17 protein-coding genes, 1 other RNA gene and 1 pseudogene are annotated in these 19,660 nt (G+C 60.6%); 8 read left to right on the top strand and 11 right to left on the bottom strand.

Features of this window, described 5'->3' with window-relative positions; all coding sequences use genetic code 11:
• Positions 1–16 precede the first annotated feature (16 nt).
• Together ACA059_RS22270 and ffs are read left to right on the top strand one after the other, a co-directional pair.
• Positions 17–1,183: a zinc-binding metallopeptidase family protein gene (locus tag ACA059_RS22270; RefSeq protein WP_497631027.1), complete on the top strand. Its 1,167-nt coding sequence runs from the start codon at positions 17–19 to the stop codon at positions 1,181–1,183.
• A gap of 110 nt (positions 1,184–1,293) precedes the next feature.
• Positions 1,294–1,390: signal recognition particle sRNA small type (ffs, locus tag ACA059_RS22265), an RNA gene on the top strand.
• Between the two features lie 178 nt (positions 1,391–1,568).
• Here ffs and ACA059_RS22260 read toward each other — a convergent pair.
• Positions 1,569–2,474 carry a DUF2167 domain-containing protein gene (locus ACA059_RS22260; RefSeq protein WP_497631026.1) on the bottom strand — a complete coding sequence of 302 codons (906 nt, stop codon included), beginning with the start codon at positions 2,472–2,474 and terminating at the stop codon, positions 1,569–1,571.
• Positions 2,475–2,632: 158 nt separating this feature from the next.
• On the bottom strand, positions 2,633–2,950 hold the full coding sequence (locus tag ACA059_RS22255) for a helix-turn-helix domain-containing protein (protein WP_497634711.1): 318 nt from the start codon (positions 2,948–2,950) through the stop codon (positions 2,633–2,635).
• Here ACA059_RS22255 and ACA059_RS22250 point away from each other — a divergent pair.
• Positions 2,927–4,327: pseudogene (locus tag ACA059_RS22250) on the top strand (putative bifunctional diguanylate cyclase/phosphodiesterase); the annotation flags it as partial. The gene ACA059_RS22255 and the pseudogene ACA059_RS22250 overlap by 24 nt on opposite strands.
• Here the strand turns inward: ACA059_RS22250 and ACA059_RS22245 are convergent.
• Entirely contained in the window at positions 4,282–5,046 is a 765-nt protein-coding gene (locus ACA059_RS22245) for a substrate-binding periplasmic protein (RefSeq protein ID WP_497631025.1), read from the bottom strand. The pseudogene ACA059_RS22250 and the gene ACA059_RS22245 sit on opposite strands and share 46 nt — an antisense overlap.
• A 145-nt stretch (positions 5,047–5,191) precedes the next feature.
• Between ACA059_RS22245 and dnaX the strand changes: the two genes are divergently transcribed.
• The 5 genes from dnaX to ACA059_RS22220 all read left to right on the top strand — a co-directional run bounded on the left by dnaX (position 5,192) and on the right by ACA059_RS22220 (position 10,995).
• Positions 5,192–7,276 carry a DNA polymerase III subunit gamma/tau gene (gene dnaX, locus ACA059_RS22240; RefSeq protein WP_497631024.1) on the top strand — a complete coding sequence of 695 codons (2,085 nt, stop codon included), beginning with the start codon at positions 5,192–5,194 and terminating at the stop codon, positions 7,274–7,276.
• Positions 7,277–7,343: 67 nt separating this feature from the next.
• A complete protein-coding gene (locus ACA059_RS22235; RefSeq protein ID WP_008028561.1) occupies positions 7,344–7,682 on the top strand; it encodes a YbaB/EbfC family nucleoid-associated protein in 339 nt (112 codons plus the stop codon).
• A 278-nt stretch (positions 7,683–7,960) separates the two neighbouring features.
• Positions 7,961–8,995, top strand: coding sequence for an NADPH-dependent curcumin/dihydrocurcumin reductase (gene curA, locus ACA059_RS22230; protein WP_497631023.1), 1,035 nt, complete (start codon positions 7,961–7,963; stop codon positions 8,993–8,995).
• A gap of 65 nt (positions 8,996–9,060) precedes the next feature.
• Entirely contained in the window at positions 9,061–9,663 is a 603-nt protein-coding gene (recR, locus tag ACA059_RS22225; RefSeq protein WP_046047871.1) for a recombination mediator RecR, read from the top strand.
• Positions 9,664–9,846: 183 nt separating this feature from the next.
• Positions 9,847–10,995 carry an acyl-CoA dehydrogenase family protein gene (locus ACA059_RS22220; RefSeq protein ID WP_497631022.1) on the top strand — a complete coding sequence of 383 codons (1,149 nt, stop codon included), beginning with the start codon at positions 9,847–9,849 and terminating at the stop codon, positions 10,993–10,995.
• Positions 10,996–11,085: 90 nt separating this feature from the next.
• Here the strand turns inward: ACA059_RS22220 and ACA059_RS22215 are convergent, their stop codons facing one another.
• The 8 genes from ACA059_RS22215 to ccoG form a co-directional block, all read right to left on the bottom strand.
• On the bottom strand, positions 11,086–11,634 hold the full coding sequence (locus ACA059_RS22215) for an adenine phosphoribosyltransferase (RefSeq protein ID WP_008146813.1): 549 nt from the start codon (positions 11,632–11,634) through the stop codon (positions 11,086–11,088).
• Positions 11,635–11,713: 79 nt separating this feature from the next.
• Positions 11,714–12,448 carry a fumarate/nitrate reduction transcriptional regulator Fnr gene (gene fnr / locus ACA059_RS22210; protein WP_008146816.1) on the bottom strand — a complete coding sequence of 245 codons (735 nt, stop codon included), beginning with the start codon at positions 12,446–12,448 and terminating at the stop codon, positions 11,714–11,716.
• A gap of 129 nt (positions 12,449–12,577) precedes the next feature.
• Positions 12,578–13,960: an oxygen-independent coproporphyrinogen III oxidase gene (gene hemN / locus ACA059_RS22205; RefSeq protein WP_497634710.1), complete on the bottom strand. Its 1,383-nt coding sequence runs from the start codon at positions 13,958–13,960 to the stop codon at positions 12,578–12,580.
• A 192-nt stretch (positions 13,961–14,152) separates the two neighbouring features.
• Positions 14,153–14,836 carry a sulfite exporter TauE/SafE family protein gene (locus ACA059_RS22200; RefSeq protein WP_497631021.1) on the bottom strand — a complete coding sequence of 228 codons (684 nt, stop codon included), beginning with the start codon at positions 14,834–14,836 and terminating at the stop codon, positions 14,153–14,155.
• Positions 14,829–15,047 (bottom strand): cbb3-type cytochrome oxidase assembly protein CcoS, encoded by a 219-nt coding sequence (ccoS, locus tag ACA059_RS22195; RefSeq protein WP_007905420.1) that lies wholly within the window; start codon positions 15,045–15,047, stop codon positions 14,829–14,831. The genes ACA059_RS22200 and ccoS overlap by 8 nt, the downstream gene beginning before the upstream one ends.
• Positions 15,048–15,069: 22 nt before the next feature.
• Entirely contained in the window at positions 15,070–17,520 is a 2,451-nt protein-coding gene (locus ACA059_RS22190) for a heavy metal translocating P-type ATPase (RefSeq protein WP_497631020.1), read from the bottom strand.
• Positions 17,521–17,682: 162 nt separating this feature from the next.
• Entirely contained in the window at positions 17,683–18,225 is a 543-nt protein-coding gene (locus ACA059_RS22185; RefSeq protein WP_497631019.1) for a FixH family protein, read from the bottom strand.
• An 11-nt stretch (positions 18,226–18,236) separates the two neighbouring features.
• A complete protein-coding gene (gene ccoG, locus ACA059_RS22180) occupies positions 18,237–19,652 on the bottom strand; it encodes a cytochrome c oxidase accessory protein CcoG (protein ID WP_497631018.1) in 1,416 nt (471 codons plus the stop codon).
• Positions 19,653–19,660: the final 8 nt, after the last annotated feature.

Raw genomic sequence — 19,660 nt, 5'->3', positions numbered from 1 at the left:
CCAGGGAGAGATCGCCATGTACCGCTTCTTCGAACAGCTCAGTACACGCATCGCCGCGCCCTTCATCGGCGAAAGCTCGCGCAACAGTAAGGTCTGGCAGTGCCGCTGCGGGCAGTCGCTGTTTTTTCGCAACAGCCAGTGCCTGGCGTGTTCGGCGGCGTTGGGGTATCAACCGGAGCAGAGTCGCCTATCGTCGCTGCAGCCCGGCTTGCAGGCTGATACCTGGTTGCTCGACGCCGATCCCGAAGCAGGTGTCTTGCGCCGCTGCGCCAACCTCGATTCCCCGGCCGCGTGCAATTGGCTGTTGCCCGCCAATGACCATGATGCGTTATGCATCGCCTGTAGCCTGAACCACACCATCCCCGACCTGTCGATTGCCGAAAATCACGAACGCTGGCGCAAGGTCGAAACGGCCAAGCGGCGTCTGGTCGCACAGTTGGTCAGCCTGGGTTTGCAGGTGATTCCCAAAACCGTGGACGAAGAGACCGGGCTGGCTTTCGATTTCATTGGTGTCGACCTCGAAGGCAAGCCGCCAACCACTGGTCACGCCAACGGTCTGATCACCCTCGATATCAAAGAAGCCGACGACGCTCATCGCGAGCAGATTCGGGTGCAGATGCACGAACCTTATCGCACGTTGCTCGGGCATTTTCGGCATGAAGTCGGGCATTACTACTGGGACCGGCTGATCGCCAACAGTCATTGGCTGGAACCGTTCCGTGGCCTGTTCGGCGACGAGCGCGCCAGTTATGCCGACGCCCTCGAACGGCATTACCAGCAAGGCGCGCCGCTCGACTGGCAGCCTCATTACGTCAGCGCCTACGCGACCATGCATCCGTGGGAAGATTGGGCCGAAACCTGGGCTCACTACCTGCACATGATGGACGCAGTGGATACGGCGTTGGGGTTCGGGATGAGTGCCAGGGAGATGGACTTCGACTATCAGCCGTTTCCCCCAAGTACCCTCTACGATCCACAGCATCCCGGCGGCGCGGCGTTCCTGTCGTTCGTCAATGCGTGGATCGAACTGGCCGGTATGCTGAATGAACTGTCGCGCAGCATGGGGCAGCCAGATTTCTATCCGTTCGTCCTGCCGCCAGCAGTGATCTCCAAGCTGCACTTCATCCACCTGGTGATCCAGCAAGAGGGCGGCCGGGCGGATGAGGTGTTGCAAGCGCAGTAGCAAGTGCTTGAGCTCTCTCATATTTTTAATCCCCCCGAACGGTTGTAACTTCGTCTCAGATAGGTACAATGGCGCGGCTCGCCGTCAGGTGAGCGTCGTTATGGTGACCCCATCGGTCCCCCCGCAACGATTACCCGTGAACCTGGTCAGATCCGGAAGGAAGCAGCCACAGCGGGAACATTGTGTGCCGGGGTGTGGCTGGTGGGGTTGCCTCCATAACGCCATGTCCTCAGATTCGAGGGCTTGAGCGCGCAACATCCTCCGATACATCTCGTTTTAAAAAACCTTATTTTTGTTCGTCTGCTGCGCTGTCCTGTAGCGGGTTTGTCATGCCTGCAGATCCTGCGCTGCCAGCGTCACCCGGCAGCACGGAAGGGCCAGAACCTTAAGGTTTTCGGCTGAACAGCTTGCGGACAAAGCCTGCTATCACCACCAGTCCCACAATCAAGAACTTCTTCGCGGCCAGCAGGAAAATGCCGATCTTGGCAAATAACCCGGCCTTGGCAGCCAGACCACCACCCACCAGTGCCGCCAGGCCATAAGACGCCAGTTTGTCGGTTCCAGGGTTGTAGTCGGTGTACAGGTTGCCCTCAGTGAAGTTGGTAAAGGCGATGACTTTGGGTAATTCCTGCTTGATCATCGGCATGTCTGCCATTGAGGCAACAGCGTTCAACTCCAGGACACCTTTGCGGCCCAGCACCCGAATGCTGTAATTCAGCGTGCTGTCCTCGGCGTCATCGGCTTTCAGTTCCCGGGCCCAGTACATTTTGTGGCTGGTTTCGTCGTAGTGCGGTTGCTCGGCCCAGCCCAGCAGGTGCAGGCCGGCATAGCCCTGCTTCTGCCGCTCCTTATTGTCTTCCTCATCCTCTTCCTGCATTTGTTTGAGCAGGTCGGCATAGTCGATTTTTGCCGCATCTTCGTCGGAAATATGCCCGTCGTCCTTATAGCTGACAATCACGCCCCAGCCGCTGGCGGTCAGTGGGTTTACGGCTGTTGGAATGATCATGCCCAAGGTCTTGTGGCCGGGTGGGTTGCCCCAACCCTCGGTCAGCAGGCGTTCAGTGTCATTCGGGTCCAGGTAATAAAATTCTTTACTGAGCTTCAGCGTTGCAATGCCGGAGGGCAGGGTGATGGTGCCGTGCTGCTGCTTCAGGGTGGCGAGAAATTGTTCGGGCGTTTGCTGCGCTTGGGCAACTTCAGCGGGCGCCGGGGGAGGGTTGCTGGCCGCTTGCACGGGGGCGTGAAGTGCGCACAGCAGTGCTGCCATGAGGATCGGGCGGAGGTGTTTCATCGTAGTCCCTTACATTTTGAATTAATTTCATGCGAAGAGTATCGGATGGCCACTATCGATGCACGATCTTCAATACCGGGTGGGGCGGTTTTCAGGCACCTGAATGAGCAAAAGGCAGATGTGTCGATTCGACAAATCTGCCTTTTTCATTTCTGGCACTAAGGCTTGGACAAGGCCTGGTCAACCGCTGCAATCAGCTTTCCCAGATCCTTCGGGGTGGCTTTATGTATGACACCGAACAGATACGCCCGCTGTTCATCTTCATCGCCTAAATCTGCGAAAAAGGCTTTCAGCTTCACGCCCAACACATCGGCAAGCAGGAACAAGGCTTCCACGCTGGGGGTGTAGGTGCCGGTTTCGAAGCGGCTGATGGTTTTGGGATCAAAACCGGTTTTTTCGCCGAGTTCAGCCTGAGTAAGCCCAGCGACCTTGCGATAGCGCCGAATGGCCGCAGCGAAAAACACCAATTGCTGCATTCCCTGCAATGGCGGGTGGGGCATGACGTGCTGACCGGGCTGCCGAATCGCGCGTTCCTCTCGGATTTGCTGGATCAGGCGCTGGAGTTCTCCCGTCACGAAAACATCCCGCTGGCGGTATGCATGCTCGACCTCGGCGGCTTCAAAGCGGTCAATGATAGCTACGGGCATGCCAGTGGCGATCTGCTGTTGGTCGAGGTGGCCAAGCGTTTGCGAACCATTGTTCGCTGCGAAGATGTGGTGGCACGTTTGGCCGGTGACGAGTTTGTGCTGGTGTTGCGATACGTGCGAGATCTGCCGGAACTGCGTGCGGCGTTGAACCGGGTGCTCGGCGCTATTTCGGCGCCGTATTCGCTGCATGGTAAGGGCGTCAATGTATTTGCCAGTATCGGCGTCACCCTGTTCCCCGACGACAATCACGATGCCGAAACCCTGCTGCGTCATGCCGATCAGGCCATGTACGTGGCGAAACAACGCGGTCGCAATCGCTTTCATTTGTTCGACGTGTCCCGGGATCAGGAGGTCAAGGCCACTCACCAGACGGTCGAGCGAGTGCGTCAGGCGCTGGCTGCCGGTGAGTTGCGTGTGCATTTCCAGCCCAAGGTGAACATGCGTCGTGGCGAGGTTGTCGGCTTCGAGGCGTTATTGCGTTGGGAGCATCCGCAACACGGCATGATGCCGGCCCGGGATTTTTTGCCGCTGGTGGAAGAAACGGACCTGATCATCGATATTGGTGAGTGGGTAATGGATCAGGTCCTGTCGCAGTTGCACCACTGGCAGCAAGCGGGGCAGGGCTGGCCAGTCAGCATTAATATTGCGGCACGACATTTCCAGCGCACGGATTTTGTCGACCGGCTCAAACACGTGCTCGCCCGGCATGCCCAGGTGGCTCCGCAGATGCTCGATCTGGAAATCGTCGAGTCGGTGGCGATCGAGAACATCCAGCATGTCAGCGCCTGTTTACAGGCCTGTCAGGCGCTGGGGGTGCAGTTTTCACTGGGGGACTTCGGCACCGGTTATTCGTCCCTGAGCTACCTCAAGCGTTTGCAAACCCAAACCATCAAGATCGACAAGTCGTTCGTGCGCGACATCGTTAATGATCGTGATGATCTGGCCCTGACCATGGCGGTCATTGGTCTGGCTCGGGCCTTTGGCCGGCAGGTGATCGCCGAAGGGCTGGAAAGTATCGAGCACGGTGAATTGCTGCTGCGCCTGGGTTGCGAAGTTGCTCAAGGCTGTTTCATTGCCCGGCCGATGCCGCCCGCAGAAGTACCGGGCTGGGTCGAGGGTTTTGTCGCTCCGGCGCAATGGCAGGTGCTGGAGCAGGCGGGTCAAGGCTTGCCATTGGGCGCCTTGAGTGGCTCGCCACCAATGTAGAGCCGGATAATGTCGTCGATTTCCCCGGACATTTTCATTCGCACCAAGGTGCGCAAAATGCGCTGCACGGGCACCTTGGTATCGTTGCGCACATAACAACCGACACTCTGTTCCTGCAAAACCGCCACGCCTTGCAGTTGCCGGCCAGGCAGCAGGCGCTGATTGAACCAATCCAGCGTCCATTGATTGCTCACGGCGTAGTGATAGCGTCCGGCCAGGAGTTTTTCCAGCACCTGTTCCTGGTTGCGCGCGTCTTCGCGATGCAGGCGGTCGGCATCGAACAGGGGTTGCAACGTGGGGTAGGTGTAGCCGAGCACCGTGCCAACGGATTGTCGCGGCAAGTTTGCAGGCGTCACTGCGGTGAGCGGATCTTGCCGGCTGATCAACAGGTCGCGCTGAAACCAAAGCGGAATGCTCCAGATGTAGTCCCCGGACTGATTCGGCTGCCAGGACTGCGCGGCGTAGCAGCGGATATCAACCTCACCGTGCTCCATGGCGTTTTGCACCCGCGCCCGAGGCAACACGTGAAATTCGGCAGGTACACCGACCTGGGTCGCGAGGCTGACCATTATGTCGTGCAGGATACCTTGGGTCGGATGGCCACGTTCCAGTTGCACCATCGGCATCGCCCAACTGTCGGGCACCACAAAGCGCAGCGGCGCCTCGGCGCCAGCGACATTCAGGCTGATCAACAGCAGTGCCCCCAAGGCCAGCCGCATAAACGCTCCGGTATTGATAAACCCCGAGCCGATAAAAGCCCCCCCAAAGACCATCTTAGCCAGATTAGACGAGCGCGCCGGATGCAATTTTGGCCTTGCTCCGCTAGCATTAGCCGCTTCTGTTCCTTCGTTGCGACGGTTTTCGATGAGTTATCAGGTTCTTGCACGTAAATGGCGTCCGCGCTCGTTTCGCGAAATGGTCGGCCAGACCCATGTGCTCAAGGCTCTGATCAATGCCTTGGACAGCCAGCGGCTGCACCACGCCTATCTGTTTACCGGTACCCGCGGGGTCGGCAAGACCACCATCGCGCGGATCATCGCCAAATGCCTGAACTGTGAAACAGGTATCACTTCAACGCCTTGCGGCGAGTGCTCGGTGTGCCGCGAGATCGATGAAGGTCGCTTTGTCGACCTGATCGAGATCGACGCCGCGAGCCGGACCAAGGTCGAAGACACCCGCGAACTGCTCGACAACGTGCAGTACGCGCCGAGCCGCGGGCGCTTCAAGGTCTACCTGATCGACGAAGTGCACATGCTCTCCAGCCATTCCTTCAATGCGCTGTTGAAAACCCTTGAAGAGCCGCCGCCCTACGTCAAGTTCATCCTGGCGACGACCGATCCGCAGAAACTTCCTGCAACCATTCTTTCGCGGTGCCTGCAGTTCTCTCTGAAGAACATGACGCCAGAGCGTGTGGTCGAGCATTTGACCCATGTGCTGGGTGTCGAGAACGTGCCGTTCGAAGACGACGCGCTGTGGCTGCTGGGCCGTGCTGCCGACGGTTCGATGCGCGACGCCATGAGCCTGACCGACCAGGCCATCGCCTTCGGTGAAGGCAAAGTCATGGCTGCCGACGTGCGGGCGATGCTCGGCACGCTCGATCACGGTCAGGTCTACGACGTTCTGCATGCGCTGATCGAAGGCGACGCCAAGGCCTTGCTCGAAGCCGTCCGTCATCTAGCCGAACAAGGCCCGGACTGGAACGGCGTGCTCTCGGAAATTCTCAACGTGCTGCACCGTGTCGCCATCGCCCAGGCCCTGCCTGAAGGCGTCGACAACGGTCATGGCGACCGTGATCGGGTGCTGGCGCTGGCCCATGCCTTGCCGGCCGAAGACGTGCAGTTCTATTACCAGATGGGCCTGATCGGTCGCCGCGACTTGCCGCTGGCGCCGGACCCGCGCGGTGGCTTCGAAATGGTCCTGCTGCGAATGCTCGCGTTCCGGCCGGCAGACACCGCGGACGCCCCAAGGCAACCGCTAAAGCCAGTGGGGATCAGCCAAGCCACAGTTGATTCCGCAAACTCAGTGGCTGCCGCGCCCGTTGTTGCGCCGGTAGTCGCGGCGGCAGTTGCACCCGTCGCGCCTGCGCCGGTTGCGGCGGTGGTTGCTCCAGTACAAGCGCCCGAGCCTCAGCCGGTTGCGCCCGTCGTTGCGCCCGAGCATGTCGTTGAGGCTGTAGCGGTCGAAGTCGTCGTCGATCTGCCCTGGAACGACCCGATAGAACCCGAAGTCGTTCAGCAACCCGCTGTCGAGCCGGTGCTGGAAACTGCCAGCGAACAGCCCGATTTGGCGCCGATGCCATTGCCGACGCCTGACAGCGTGGTGCCGGACGCACCGGAGTGGGCCGCTGCGCCGATTCCGGAGCCGTCGGTAGCCGACGTCGATGCCGCGACGCCGGGCATGGAACTGGACGATGAGCCGCCGCTGGACGAGGACTACATCGAGCCAGATATCGAATCGGCCTACAGCTACCTCGATGAACTGGCCAGCGAGCACACCGCTGAGCCAGTGCCGGAAGCCGAGCCCGAGCCGGCCGCCATGCCGGCTACCGGTCTGGCGTTGCAATGGCTGGAGTTGTTCCCGAAACTGCCGATCTCCGGCATGACCGGCAGCATTGCCGCCAACTGCACGCTGATCGCCGTCGAGGGTGACAATTGGCTGATGCACCTGGACCCGGCCCACAGCGCGTTGTTCAACGCGACTCAACAGCGTCGCTTGAACGATGCGTTGAACCAATTTCACGGGCGTACGCTGACCCTGCGCATGGAGTTGATCAAGCCCGAGCAGGAAACGCCGGCCCAGGCTGCGTCCCGTCGCCGTGCGAACCGTCAGCGCGAGGCCGAAGAGTCGATTCACGGTGATCCGTTCATCCAGCAAATGATGCAGCAGTTCGGTGCGGTGGTCCGTAACGATACTATTGAACCTGTCGAGACCCTGGTCACTCAGGGCTAATAACTGAAGGCGTTCGGCCGAAAGGGCCGGGAGCTGTTTTTATCCAAGTACTTTTGAGGTGATTCCCATGATGAAAGGTGGCATGGCCGGCCTGATGAAGCAGGCACAGCAGATGCAGGAAAAAATGGCCAAGATGCAGGAAGAACTGGCCAACGCCGAAGTCACCGGTAAAGCCGGTGGCGATATGGTCACCGTGGTGATGACCGGTCGTCACGACGTCAAGCGCGTGACCATCGATCCAAGCCTGGTCGAAGGCTTGAGTGAAGACGACAAAGAGATGCTGGAGGCTGTGTTCGCCGCCGCCGTCAACGATGCCGTGCGCAAGATCGAAGCCAACAGCCAGGACAAAATGTCCGGCATGACCGCTGGCATGCAACTGCCACCGGGTATGAAACTGCCATTCTGATTCGCCAAAGCGCGTCGGATGGGCTACAAAAAAATGCCAGGCATCGCGCCTGGCATTTTTGTTTCTGGCTGTTGGATTTATGGTGCCTGTGCGGTCGCCTTCGCGGGCAAGTCGGATCGCCGCACCGCCGCTCCCACAGGGATCACCTAAATCCTGTGGGAGCGTGGCTTGCCCGCGATGAAGTCACCTCGGTACAACTGACGAAACATCGAACGCGCCACCACCACAACGGTCTGCTCCCTATACCGCCGAATTCATCGATCAAAGGAGAAGCTCACATGCCACAAGCATTGACCCTCAACCAACGTATCGTCCTGGCGTCCCGCCCGGTAGGCGCGCCGACGCCGGAGAATTTCCGTCTGGAGCGCATTGCGCTGCCGGATCTGGCCGACGGTCAGGTGCTGCTCAAGACCCTTTACCTGTCTCTTGATCCCTACATGCGCGGACGCATGAGCGACGCGCCGTCCTACGCCGCTCCGGTTGAAATCGGCGAGGTGATGACCGGTGGCGCTGTCAGCCGGGTCGAGCGCTCGCTGAATCCGAAATTCCACGAAGGTGATCTGGTGGTCGGTTCCACCGGTTGGCAGAGCCACAGCCTCAGCGACGGTCGCAACATCATTCCGGTGCCGTCCGGGCTGCCGAGCCCGTCAATGGCGTTGGGCGTGTTGGGCATGCCAGGAATGACCGCGTATATGGGCCTGATGGACATCGGCCAGCCCAAGGCCGGCGAAACCCTGGTGGTTGCGGCTGCATCCGGCGCCGTGGGTTCGGTGGTCGGTCAGGTAGCGAAGATCAAGGGTTTGCGCGTGGTCGGCGTGGCCGGTGGCGCGGACAAGTGCCGTTATGTGGTCGATGACCTGGGTTTTGATGCCTGCATCGATCACAAGAGCCCGAACTTCGCCGATGAATTGGCCAAGGCGTGCTCCGAGGGCATCGACATCTATTACGAAAACGTCGGCGGCAAGGTGTTCGATGCCGTGCTGCCGTTGCTCAAGCCCAAGGCGCGAATTCCACTCTGCGGACTGATCGCGTCCTACAACGCTCACGAAGCACCGACCGGCCCGGATCGACTGCCGCAACTGCAGCGCACGCTGCTGACCAAGCGTGTGCGAATTCAGGGTTTCATCGTGTTCGACGACTACGGTGATCGTCAGCCGGAATTCGTCAGCGCCATGGCGCCGTGGGTGCGCGACGGCAAGGTGAAGTTCCGCGAAGACGTGGTCGATGGCCTGGAGCAGGCACCTGAAGCGTTCATCGGTCTACTGGAAGGACGCAACTTCGGCAAACTGGTTGTGCGGGTCGCCCAGGACTGAGTAATTGACGCTAAACAGAGGCGCGGGTATAAACCGCGTCTCGTTGTTTTGTCGGACTTTTCCCCATGAGCTTCAGCCCTTTGATTCGCCAACTGATCGACGCCCTGCGAATTTTGCCTGGTGTAGGTCAGAAAACTGCCCAACGCATGGCGTTGCAGCTGCTCGAGCGTGATCGCAGCGGCGGCTCGCGACTGGCCCTGGCACTGAGCCAGGCCATGGAAGGGGTGGGTCACTGCCGGTTGTGTCGCACACTGACCGAAGACGACCTCTGCCCTCAATGCGCCGATACCCGTCGCGACGACACCTTGCTCTGCGTAGTGGAAGGGCCGATGGACGTCTACGCAGTGGAGCAGACCGGTTTCCGTGGTCGCTACTTTGTGCTCAAGGGCCATCTGTCGCCACTCGACGGACTCGGGCCTGAGGCCATCGGTATTCCGCAACTGTTGGCGCGGATCGAAGAGGCGGGCACGTTCACTGAAGTCATTCTCGCGACCAATCCGACGGTGGAAGGTGAAGCCACGGCGCACTACATCGCCCAGTTGCTCAGCAACAAAGGCCTGATCGCCTCGCGCATCGCCCATGGCGTGCCATTGGGTGGCGAGCTCGAATTGGTGGATGGCGGGACGCTGGCGCATTCGTTTGCCGGGCGTAAGCCGATCGTTTTGTAGTGCTTGAACTGACGCCTTCGCGAGCAAGCCCGCTCCCACATTTGATCTCCAGCGTATACAAATCAAATGTGGGAGCGGGCTTGCTCGCGAATGGCACGCCTCGGTCTCCCTGATTCACACAATCCTGTTGAAAACCAAGCAAACGCTCGGTTAACTTCGCTGAACATTCAGTGGAGCTCGCCGATGCCTGCCTTTCAGGAATACTTCGACCCCAGTCACCAATTGGTCCGCGACAGCGTCAGACGTTTCGTCGAGCGCGAGATCTTGCCGGACATCGACCATTGGGAAGAAGCTGAAAGCTTTCCCCGCGAGCTCTACCTCAAGGCTGGCGCGGCGGGCATTCTGGGAATCGGTTATCCCGAAGCCCTGGGTGGCAGCCACGAAGGTGATCTGTTCGCCAAGGTGGCCGCCAGCGAGGAACTGATGCGCTGTGGTTCCGGCGGTCTGGTGGCGGGGCTCGGCTCGTTGGACATCGGTCTGCCGCCGATCCTCAAGTGGGCCAGGCCTGAAGTCCGCGATCGCGTTGTGCCGCAGGTGCTCGCCGGCGAGAAGATCAGTGCCCTGGCCGTGACCGAGCCCAGTGGTGGCTCCGACGTTGCCAACCTGCAAACCCGCGCCGTGCGCGACGGCGAGTTCTACCGGGTCAGCGGCAGCAAAACCTTTATCACCAGTGGCGTCCGCGCGGATTTCTACACCGTCGCGGTGCGCACCGGCGCGCCGGGGTTCGGTGGCATCAGCCTGCTGTTGATCGAGAAGGGCACGCCCGGTTTCACCGTCGGCCGTCAGTTGAAGAAAATGGGTTGGTGGGCGTCGGACACTGCCGAACTGTTCTTCGACGATTGCCGGGTGCCGGTAGGAAATCTGATCGGCGCCGAAAACATGGGCTTCGCCTGCATCATGGGCAACTTCCAGAGCGAACGCCTGGCGCTGGCGCTAATGGCCAACATGACCGCGCAACTGGCGCTGGAAGAGAGCCTGAAATGGGCTCGCCAGCGTGAAGCATTCGGTAAACCCATCGGCCAGTTTCAGGTGCTCAAGCATCGCCTTGCCGAAATGGCTACGGCGCTGGAGGTGTCACAGGAATTCACCTACCGCCAGGCGGCGAAAATGGCGGCGGGGCAGAGTGTGATCAAGGAGATTTCCATGGCCAAGAATTTTGCTACCGATACGGCTGATCGGATCACCACAGATGCTGTGCAGATCCTCGGCGGCCTTGGCTACATGCGCGAGAGTCTGGTGGAGCGGCTGTATCGGGATAACCGGATCTTGTCGATCGGTGGGGGGACGCGGGAAGTGATGAACGAGATCATCAGTAAGCAGATGGGACTTTAGAAGCAAAAGATCGCAGCCTTCGGCAGCTCCTACAGGGGTTACACCATTCCAATGTAGGAGCTGCCGAAGGCTGCGATCTTTTGACGTTTGTTACTTATCGCTCAACGCAAACTGCGTCAGGCAAAAGGTCGGAATCCCCATGTCTTCCAGACGCTGCGACCCGCCCAGCTCCGGCAAATCGATGATCGCCGCCGCTTCATGAACCCGCGCGCCCATGCGTCGAACCAGGTTTGCCGCCGCAATCAGCGTCCCGCCGGTGGCGATCAGGTCATCGAACATCACCACCGAATCGCCCTCGCACAGGCTGTCGGCGTGGACTTCGAGGAAGGCTTCGCCGTATTCGGTCGCATAACCCTCGGCCAGCACGTCGGCCGGCAGCTTGCCTTGCTTGCGGAACAGCACCAGCGGCTTGTTCAACTGATAGGCCAGGACCGAACCGATCAGAAAACCACGCGCGTCCATCGCACCGATGTGGGTGAAGTCAGCCTCGACATAACGGTGGGCGAAGCTGTCCATCACCAGGCGCAGGGCCGTGGGCGACTGGAACAATGGGGTAATGTCGCGAAAGATCACGCCCGGCTTGGGAAAGTCGATCACAGGGCGGATAAGGGATTTGATGTCGAAGGAGTCGAAGACCATCGTCGAGGTGTCCTGGCAGGCTGCAAACGACGCAGTATAACGGCGGCTGAACCGTTTCGCTCAGCCGCCATCGCCAAAATCAGCCGTCTAGCGAGCCGCCGGCCAAGGCGCAGAGCTGGATCGGGTCGAGGATATGGATTTCCTTGCCTTCAGCCGCAATCAGTTCGTTTTGCTGGAAGCGCGTAAACACCCGGGACACGGTTTCCACCGCCAGGCCCAGGTAATTGCCGATTTCGTTGCGCGACATGCTCAGGCGAAACTGGTTGGCCGAGAAACCCCGGGCGCGGAAACGCGCCGACAGGTTGACCAGGAACGTGGCGATGCGCTCGTCGGCGGTTTTCTTCGACAGCAGCAACATCATTTGCTGATCGTCGCGAATCTCGCGACTCATCACGCGCATCAACTGACGGCGCAGTTGCGGCAGTTGCAGCGCCAGTTCGTCGAGGCGTTCGAAAGGGATTTCACACACCGAGGTGGTTTCCATGGCTTGCGCCGAGACCGGGTGTTTTTCGGTGTCCATGCCCGACAGGCCGACCAGTTCGCTTGGCAGGTGGAAGCCGGTGAGTTGTTCTTCGCCGCCATCGCTCAGGCTGAAGGTCTTCAGAGCGCCAGAGCGTACTGCATAAACGGAATCGAAGGTGTCGCCCTGGCGGAACAGGAACTCGCCCTTTTTCAGCGGGCGGCCACGTTTAACGATTTCGTCCAGCGCTTCCATGTCTTCCAGATTCAGAGAAAGTGGCAAGCAGAGGGGGGCCAGGCTGCAGTCCTTGCAATGGGCCTGGCTATGAGCGCGCAGTTTTACTGGCTCGGACATTTCTTCAATCCTTGTGGGAAAACACACATAAGCCGTAAGGGTAACCCACGGGAGGACATTCAGGCACGCGGCGATTTTGTCGCAGGGTCGTAAAGTCAGCGTTTCGGAGACCGGTCAGTGAGGTGATGGCTAGATCACCCGCGAAAACCGCTGGCGATTCTGCTGTTCCAGGTGCGCGTCGAACACCATGCACACCGAACGCACGAGCAATCGTCCGGCGGGCAGTACGGTAATCCGTTCGTTATCAAGGTCGATCAGTCCGTCGTCGGCCATTCCCTGCAACTGCGGCCAAAGTTCGCCGAAGTAGCCCTGAAAGTCGATGTTGAAGGCGTGTTCGATCTGCGCGAATTCCAGGCTGAACGTGCAGATCAGTTGCTGGATGATCGCGCGTCGCAGGCGGTCATCGGCGTTGCACAGCAGACCACGGCTGGTGGCCAGCTGTGCGCTGGCCAGCGTGTTCTGGTACTGATTGAGGTCGCTGCTGTTCTGGCAATACAAGTCGCCGATCTGGCTGATGGCCGACACGCCCAGGCCAATCAGGTCGCAATGACCGTGGGTGGTGTAGCCCTGGAAGTTGCGTTGCAGGGTCGATTCTTCCTGAGCAATCGCCAGTTCATCGTCGGGCAGCGCGAAGTGGTCCATGCCGATGTAGCGGTAACCGGCCTTGGTCAACTGCTCGATGGTGCCCTGGAGTATTTCCAGTTTTTGCGCCGGTGTCGGCAGTTCGTCGCTGTTGATTCGCCGTTGCGGCATGAAGCGTTCCGGCAGGTGCGCGTAGTTGAACACCGAGAGGCGGTCCGGTTGCAGGTTGATGACTTCATCAACCGTGCGGGCGAAATTCTCGGGTGTCTGCCTCGGCAAGCCGTAGATCAGGTCAATGTTGATCGAGCGAAACTGCAGCGTGCGGGCCGCGTCGATCACCGCGCGGGTTTCTTCCAGGCTTTGCAGGCGATTGACCGCTCGTTGCACCGCCGGGTCGAGGTCTTGCAGGCCGATACTGACCCGATTGAATCCCAGTTCACGGAGCAGGCCCATGGTCGACCAGTCGGCTTCGCGAGGGTCGATTTCGATGCCGTAGTCGCCGGAATCGTCGTCCAGCAAGTTGAAGCTTTTGCGCAACTGGGCCATCAACTGGCGCAGTTCATCGTGACTGAGAAAGGTCGGGGTGCCGCCGCCGAAATGCAGTTGCTCGACTTTCTGCGCGGGGTCGAGGTGGCAGGCGATCAGCTGGATTTCCTGCTCAAGGCGCTGCAAATAGGGCTGGGCGCGGCCGCGATCCTTGGTGATGACTTTATTGCAGGCGCAGTAGTAGCAAATGTTCGCGCAGAACGGCACGTGCACATACAGCGATAACGGGCGCAGGGCTTTACGGCTGTCGCGCAGGGCGTGGAACAGGTCGAACGTGCCGACCTGACCATCGAATTGCACCGCGGTCGGATAGGAGGTGTAGCGCGGTCCCGCCAGGTCGTAACGGCGGATCAGATCGGTGTCCCAACGAATGGCGTCGAGCATCATGCGGGCATTCCCCCGGATAGGCTGGCAGTGTCAGCGAGTCTAGGGGGAGGCGCGGTGAGGCATCTTGATTTGCATCAACGGGTGTCAAGATCAAAAGATCGCAGCCTCGTTTCACTCGACAGCTCCTACAAGGGATACGTGGTCCATGTAGGAGCTGTCGAGTGAAACGAGGCTGCGATCTTTTGATCTTTAATGCCCCATGAGCCAATGCTGATGCGGCCCCGGCAAGGTCCAGATGCCGAACAGGATCACCAGTAATCCGCCCGTCATCCGCACGCTACGTTTGCGCAACAACGCCGTGACCCGCTCAGCCGCCAATCCCGTGACGAGCAACACCGGCCAGGTGCCCAGCCCGAACGCGAGCATCAAAAGCGCACTGTCCAGCGCATTGCCCTGGCTCGCCGACCACAGCAAGGTGCTGTAAACCAACCCGCACGGCAGCCAGCCCCAGAGCGCGCCCAGCAGTAGCGCGCGGGGGACGCTCGACACCGGCAGCAGTTTGTTGGCAACGGGCTGGATGTGCCGCCACAGGCCGCGACCGAGGCTTTCGATGCGGGTCAGGCCGCTCCACCAACCGGCGAGGTACAGGCCCATGGCGACCAACAGCAATCCAGCGATGACGCGCATGAACATCGCCGCCGGGCTGTTGGCCACCGCCCACCCGGCCAGACCGATCAGCAGGCCGGCCGTTGCATAGCTGAGAATTCGCCCCAGGTTGTAGGCCAGCAGCAGTCGAAAACGCCGGCTGCGTTGTTCCTTGGGAATCGCTAGGGTCAACGCGCCCATCAAACCGCCGCACATGCCCAGGCAATGCCCGCCACCGAGCAGGCCGAGAATCACCGCAGACACCAGCAGCGGCGCCAACTCAAGCATGAGGTGGCGCCTTGTCGTCCGGTTTGGCCGGATGGCCGCTGGCTTCGTCGACGGCGGCCTTGTGGTTCGGGTCCTGGTCGTCGAACAGAATGCTGTGGGCCGGACCGTCAAGGTCGTCGTACTGACCGCTGTCGACTGCCCAGAAGAAGATGTAAATGGCGATGGCCACGATCAGCAGCGCGGCCGGGATCATCACGTAGAGAGCTGGCATCTTGACTCCATGCCCGTGCGGCTCAGGCCGGCAGCGGGCGGGTTTCTGGCGTGGCACTGACCGCAGGCGTGTTTGGCATGCGAGTCAGGCGCAGGGCGTTCAGCACCACGGTCAACGAACTGATGGACATGCCGACCGCGGCCCATACCGGAGTGATCCAGCCGAGGGCGGCGAACGGCAACATGAGGCCATTGTACAGCCCGGCCCACAGCAGGTTCTCGATGATTACCCGGCGGGTGCGTCGAGCCAGGCTGAACGCTTGGACCAGTGCATCGAGGCGGTTCGACAGCAGTACCGCGTCGGCACTGGTTTTCGCCAGGTCGGTGGCCGAACCCATCGCCACGCTGATGTCGGCGGCGGCCAGCACTGGCACGTCGTTGACCCCGTCACCGAGCATCAACACCTTGCAGCCTTCCTTGTGCAGCTGTTGCAGGACCTGCAATTTGTCGTCCGGGCGCAAACCGCCACGGGCTTCATCGATGCCCAGTTCCGCGGCGACACTGGCGACCATCGGCGAGCTGTCACCGGACAGCAGCAGCGTGCGCCAGCCGCGAGCCTTGCAAGCCGCGAGCAGGGCGGGCGCGTCGGCACGCAGGCGGTCGTCGAGAACAAACCATGCCAACGGTCCCTGGCTGTCGCCGAGCAGCAGCCATTGGCCGGCTTCGTCCGGCATCGATGGCACGGCAGCGCCACTGAGTTCACAGACAAAACCCGGTTGGCCAATGCGCAAGCGTTGCTCACCGACCAAGCCTTCGAGGCCTAGCCCCGGCGTGCTGTGGACTTCTTCGGCGGCCAGCGGCGCCCGACCAAACGCGCGGGCGATTGGATGTTCAGAGCGGTTTTCCAAGGCGGCGGCCAGGCTCAGGCATTGATCGCTGTTGAGCGCGCCGAGCGGGCGAATCGATCGCAAGGCCAGGCGACCTTCGGTGAGCGTGCCGGTCTTGTCGAAAATCACCGTGTCGATCTGGTTCAGGCCTTCCAGCACATGGCCGCGGGTCAACAGCAAACCCAGCTTGTGCAGCGTGCCGGTGGCGGCGGTGAGGGCGGTCGGCGTGGCCAGGGACAAGGCGCACGGGCACGTTGCAACGAGCATCGCCAGTACAATCCAGAAGGCTCGCGAAGAATCCAGTTCCCACCAGATCAGGCCGATGATGGCCGCGGCAATCAGCGACAGCAGAAGGAACCATTGCGCGGCGCGGTCAGCAATTTCCGCCAGCCGCGGTTTCTCGGCCTGGGCGCGGTCCAGCAGGCGGACGATGGCGGACAGTCGGGTGTCCTGGCCGAGGGCAAGGACTTCCACGGTCAGCGCACCTTCGACGTTCAGGGTGCCGGCGGTGACGGCATCGCCCGGCGTCCGCGGCTGTGGCAGGTATTCGCCGGTGAGCAGGGATTCGTCGATGCTCGACTGGCCGTCGAGGATCTTGCCGTCAGCCGGGAGGATCGCGCCGGGGTGCACCAGCACCTGATCGCCCATACGCAGTTCGCTGAGTAGGATCCGCTCGCTCTGGCCGTCGGCACTCAGGCGCAGGCACGAGGCGGGCAATAGATTGACGAGTTGCGCGGTGGCGGCAGCGGTGCGTTCGCGGGCGCGACGTTCGAGATAACGCCCGGCCAACAGGAACAGTGCGAACATGCCGACCGCATCGAAATACAGCTCACCGACGCCGGTGATCGAGGTCCAGATCCCGGCGATGTAGGCACTGCCAATGGCCAGCGAGACCGAAACGTCCATGGTCAGGTGGCGGGTGCGCAAGTCGCGCATGGCGCCTTTGAAGAATGGCGCGCAGCTGTAGAACACGATCGGGGTGGTGAGGAACAGCGCGACCCAACGCAGGATGGTGTGCAGCTCGGGGCTGAGGTCGATGTTGAATTCCGGCCAGGTGGCCATGGTCGCCATCATCGCCTGGAACCACAGCAGCCCGGCGACGCCGAGTTGGCGCAGGGCCAGGCGGTTTTCGCTGGCCAGTTGTTCACTGGCGCGGTCGGCTTGATAGGGGTGTGCGGCGTAACCGATGTGGCGCAGTTCGCTGAGCACTTGGCTCAACGGCAATTGCGCGTCGGCCCAACGCACGTGCAGGCGATGGTTGGACAGGTTCAGGCGCGCTTCGGCCACTGCCGGCAAGCCACGCAGGTGTTTCTCGATCAGCCAGCCGCAGGCGGCGCAACTGATGCCTTCCATCAACAGGGTGGTTTCGGCGAGTTCGCCTTCGTGGCGGACGAAGGGGGCTTGCACGTCGGCGCGGTCGTACAGCGCCAGTTCGTCCACCAACTGCACCGGCAAGGCTTCGGGGTTGGCCGATGACTCGCTGCGATGCTGGTAATAGGTTTCCAGTCCACCGGCCACGATGGCTTCGGCCACGGCCTGACAACCCGGGCAGCAGAACTCGCGGGTTTCACCGAGGACGGTAGCGGTGAAGCGGCTGCCGGCCGGGACGGGCAGGGCGCAGTGGTAGCAGGACAGTTGGGTGGTCATGGGTGAAGTCGATATCGTCCTGGAGGGGCCTCATCCCTGTAGGAGCTGTCGAGTGAAACGAGGCTGCGATCTTTTGATCTTGCTATTCTTTAAAAACAACATCAAAAGATCGCAGCCTCGTTTCACTCGACAGCTCCTACAGGTTTCACAGGTTTGCAGGGTTTACGGTTTTTTCAGGTCTTCGGCGCCTTGCAGCGGTTCATCACCCAGCAGCAGATCCTTGTCATGGCTGACCTGTTCTTCTTCGAACATGCGCCAGGTCTTGTCATCCTGCACGCCCAGCAGCTCTACAAAGCGGCGACCGTCGACCTTGTCGTTCAACTGGCCAATGTAGCGGCCCTGTTCGGTTTCGCTACGCGCCAGGGTGATCTTGCGATCCTTCTCCGGCTGGGTCGGCGAGATCAGGTTCAGCTCCAGGGTTTTCGGTTGGCTGTTGCCACTCAGGCGCAGGTCGACTTCGCCGGTCACGTCGTCCAGATGAACGCTGGCGCGCAGCAGCAGTGTCTGCGCCAGCAACTCACGGTCGAGGGAACGGTTGATGCCTTTGCCGGCCTCGTAATAGTTGTCGTTGACCAGGTTGTCCGGGTTTTTCACCGCGATCGTCACCATGGACAAGGTCAGGGTCACGGAACACGCCAGGATGGCGATGATGATCCACGGCCAAAGGTGCTTGTACCAGGGACTTGCGGCATTTGCTGCGGGCATGATCACTTCTCTCAACGAACTTGTGGGCCGATGAACCGGCTCTTGGCTTCAATGTGGACGCTATCGTCATCGGCATCCTTGAGGATGAATTTCACCTCGTTGGTGCTCGATGGCAGTTTCTCCGGTGCGCTGGACAGTTCGACCGGCTGGCTGAAAATCTCCCCGGCGGCGACCTTGATCTCGCGCTTGCCTTGCAGCTTGAGGTCCGGCAGGCCAGCGGCTTCGAGCACGTAGGTGTGGTCGCGCTGATCCTTGTTCATGATCTTCAGGCTGTAGACGTTTTCGATCCGGCCCTCGGCGTTCTCGCGGTACAGCACGCGGTCCTTGCTGACGTCGAAACCGACCAGCGAGCGCATGAAGAATGCGGTCATCAGCAAGGCGATCATCGCCAGCAGCACCGTGGCATAGCCGATCAGGCGCGGGCGCAGTTTATTGGTTTTTTGCCCGGACAGGTTGTGCTCGGTGGTGTAGCTGATCAGGCCGCGCGGGTAATCCATCTTGTCCATGATGCTGTCGCAGGCATCGATGCAGGCTGCACAGCCGATGCATTCGACTTGCAGGCCGTCGCGGATGTCGATACCGGTCGGGCAGACCTGGACGCACATCGTGCAGTCGATGCAGTCACCCAGGCCCATGGCCTTGTAGTCGACGCCTTTTTTGCGCGGGCCGCGGGCTTCACCACGACGCGGATCGTAGGAAACGATCAGGGTGTCTTTATCGAACATCACGCTCTGGAAGCGCGCGTACGGGCACATGTAAATGCATACCTGCTCGCGCAACCAGCCGGCATTGCCGTAGGTGGCGAGGGTGAAGAAACCGACCCAGAAATACGACCAGCCGTCGGCTTCGCCGGTGAAGAAGTCGATGGTCAATTCGCGGATCGGCGAGAAGTAACCGACGAAGGTCATACCGGTCACGAAGCCGATCAACAGCCACATCGCGTGTTTGCTGAACTTGCGCAGGAATTTGTTGGCGCTCATGGGCGCTTTGTCGAGCTTGATGCGCTGGTTGCGGTCGCCTTCGGTGACCTTCTCGCACCACATGAAAATCCAGGTCCAGACACTTTGCGGGCAGGTATAGCCGCACCAGACCCGGCCGGCGTACACGGTAATGAAAAACAGGCCGAAGGCGCTGACGATCAGGATTCCCGATAGCAGGATGAAGTCCTGAGGCCAGAAGGTTGCGCCAAAGATGAAGAATTTGCGCTCCGGCAGGTTCCACCAGACGGCCTGATGGCCACCCCAGCTCAGCCAGACCGTACCGAAATACAGCAGAAACAACCCGGCACCGCCCATCATCCGCAGGTTGCGGAACAGGCCGGTGAAGGCGCGTGTGTAGATTTTTTCCCGAGAGGCGTAGAGATCGACGCTGTTGTTCGCGTTCTTGGCAGGCGGAGTGACGTCGTGTACCGGAATCTGATTGCTCATCATTGCAT

It is taken from the genome of Pseudomonas sp. LBUM1647 (assembly GCF_059716175.1).
This window is presented reverse-complemented; position numbering and strand designations above follow the sequence as displayed.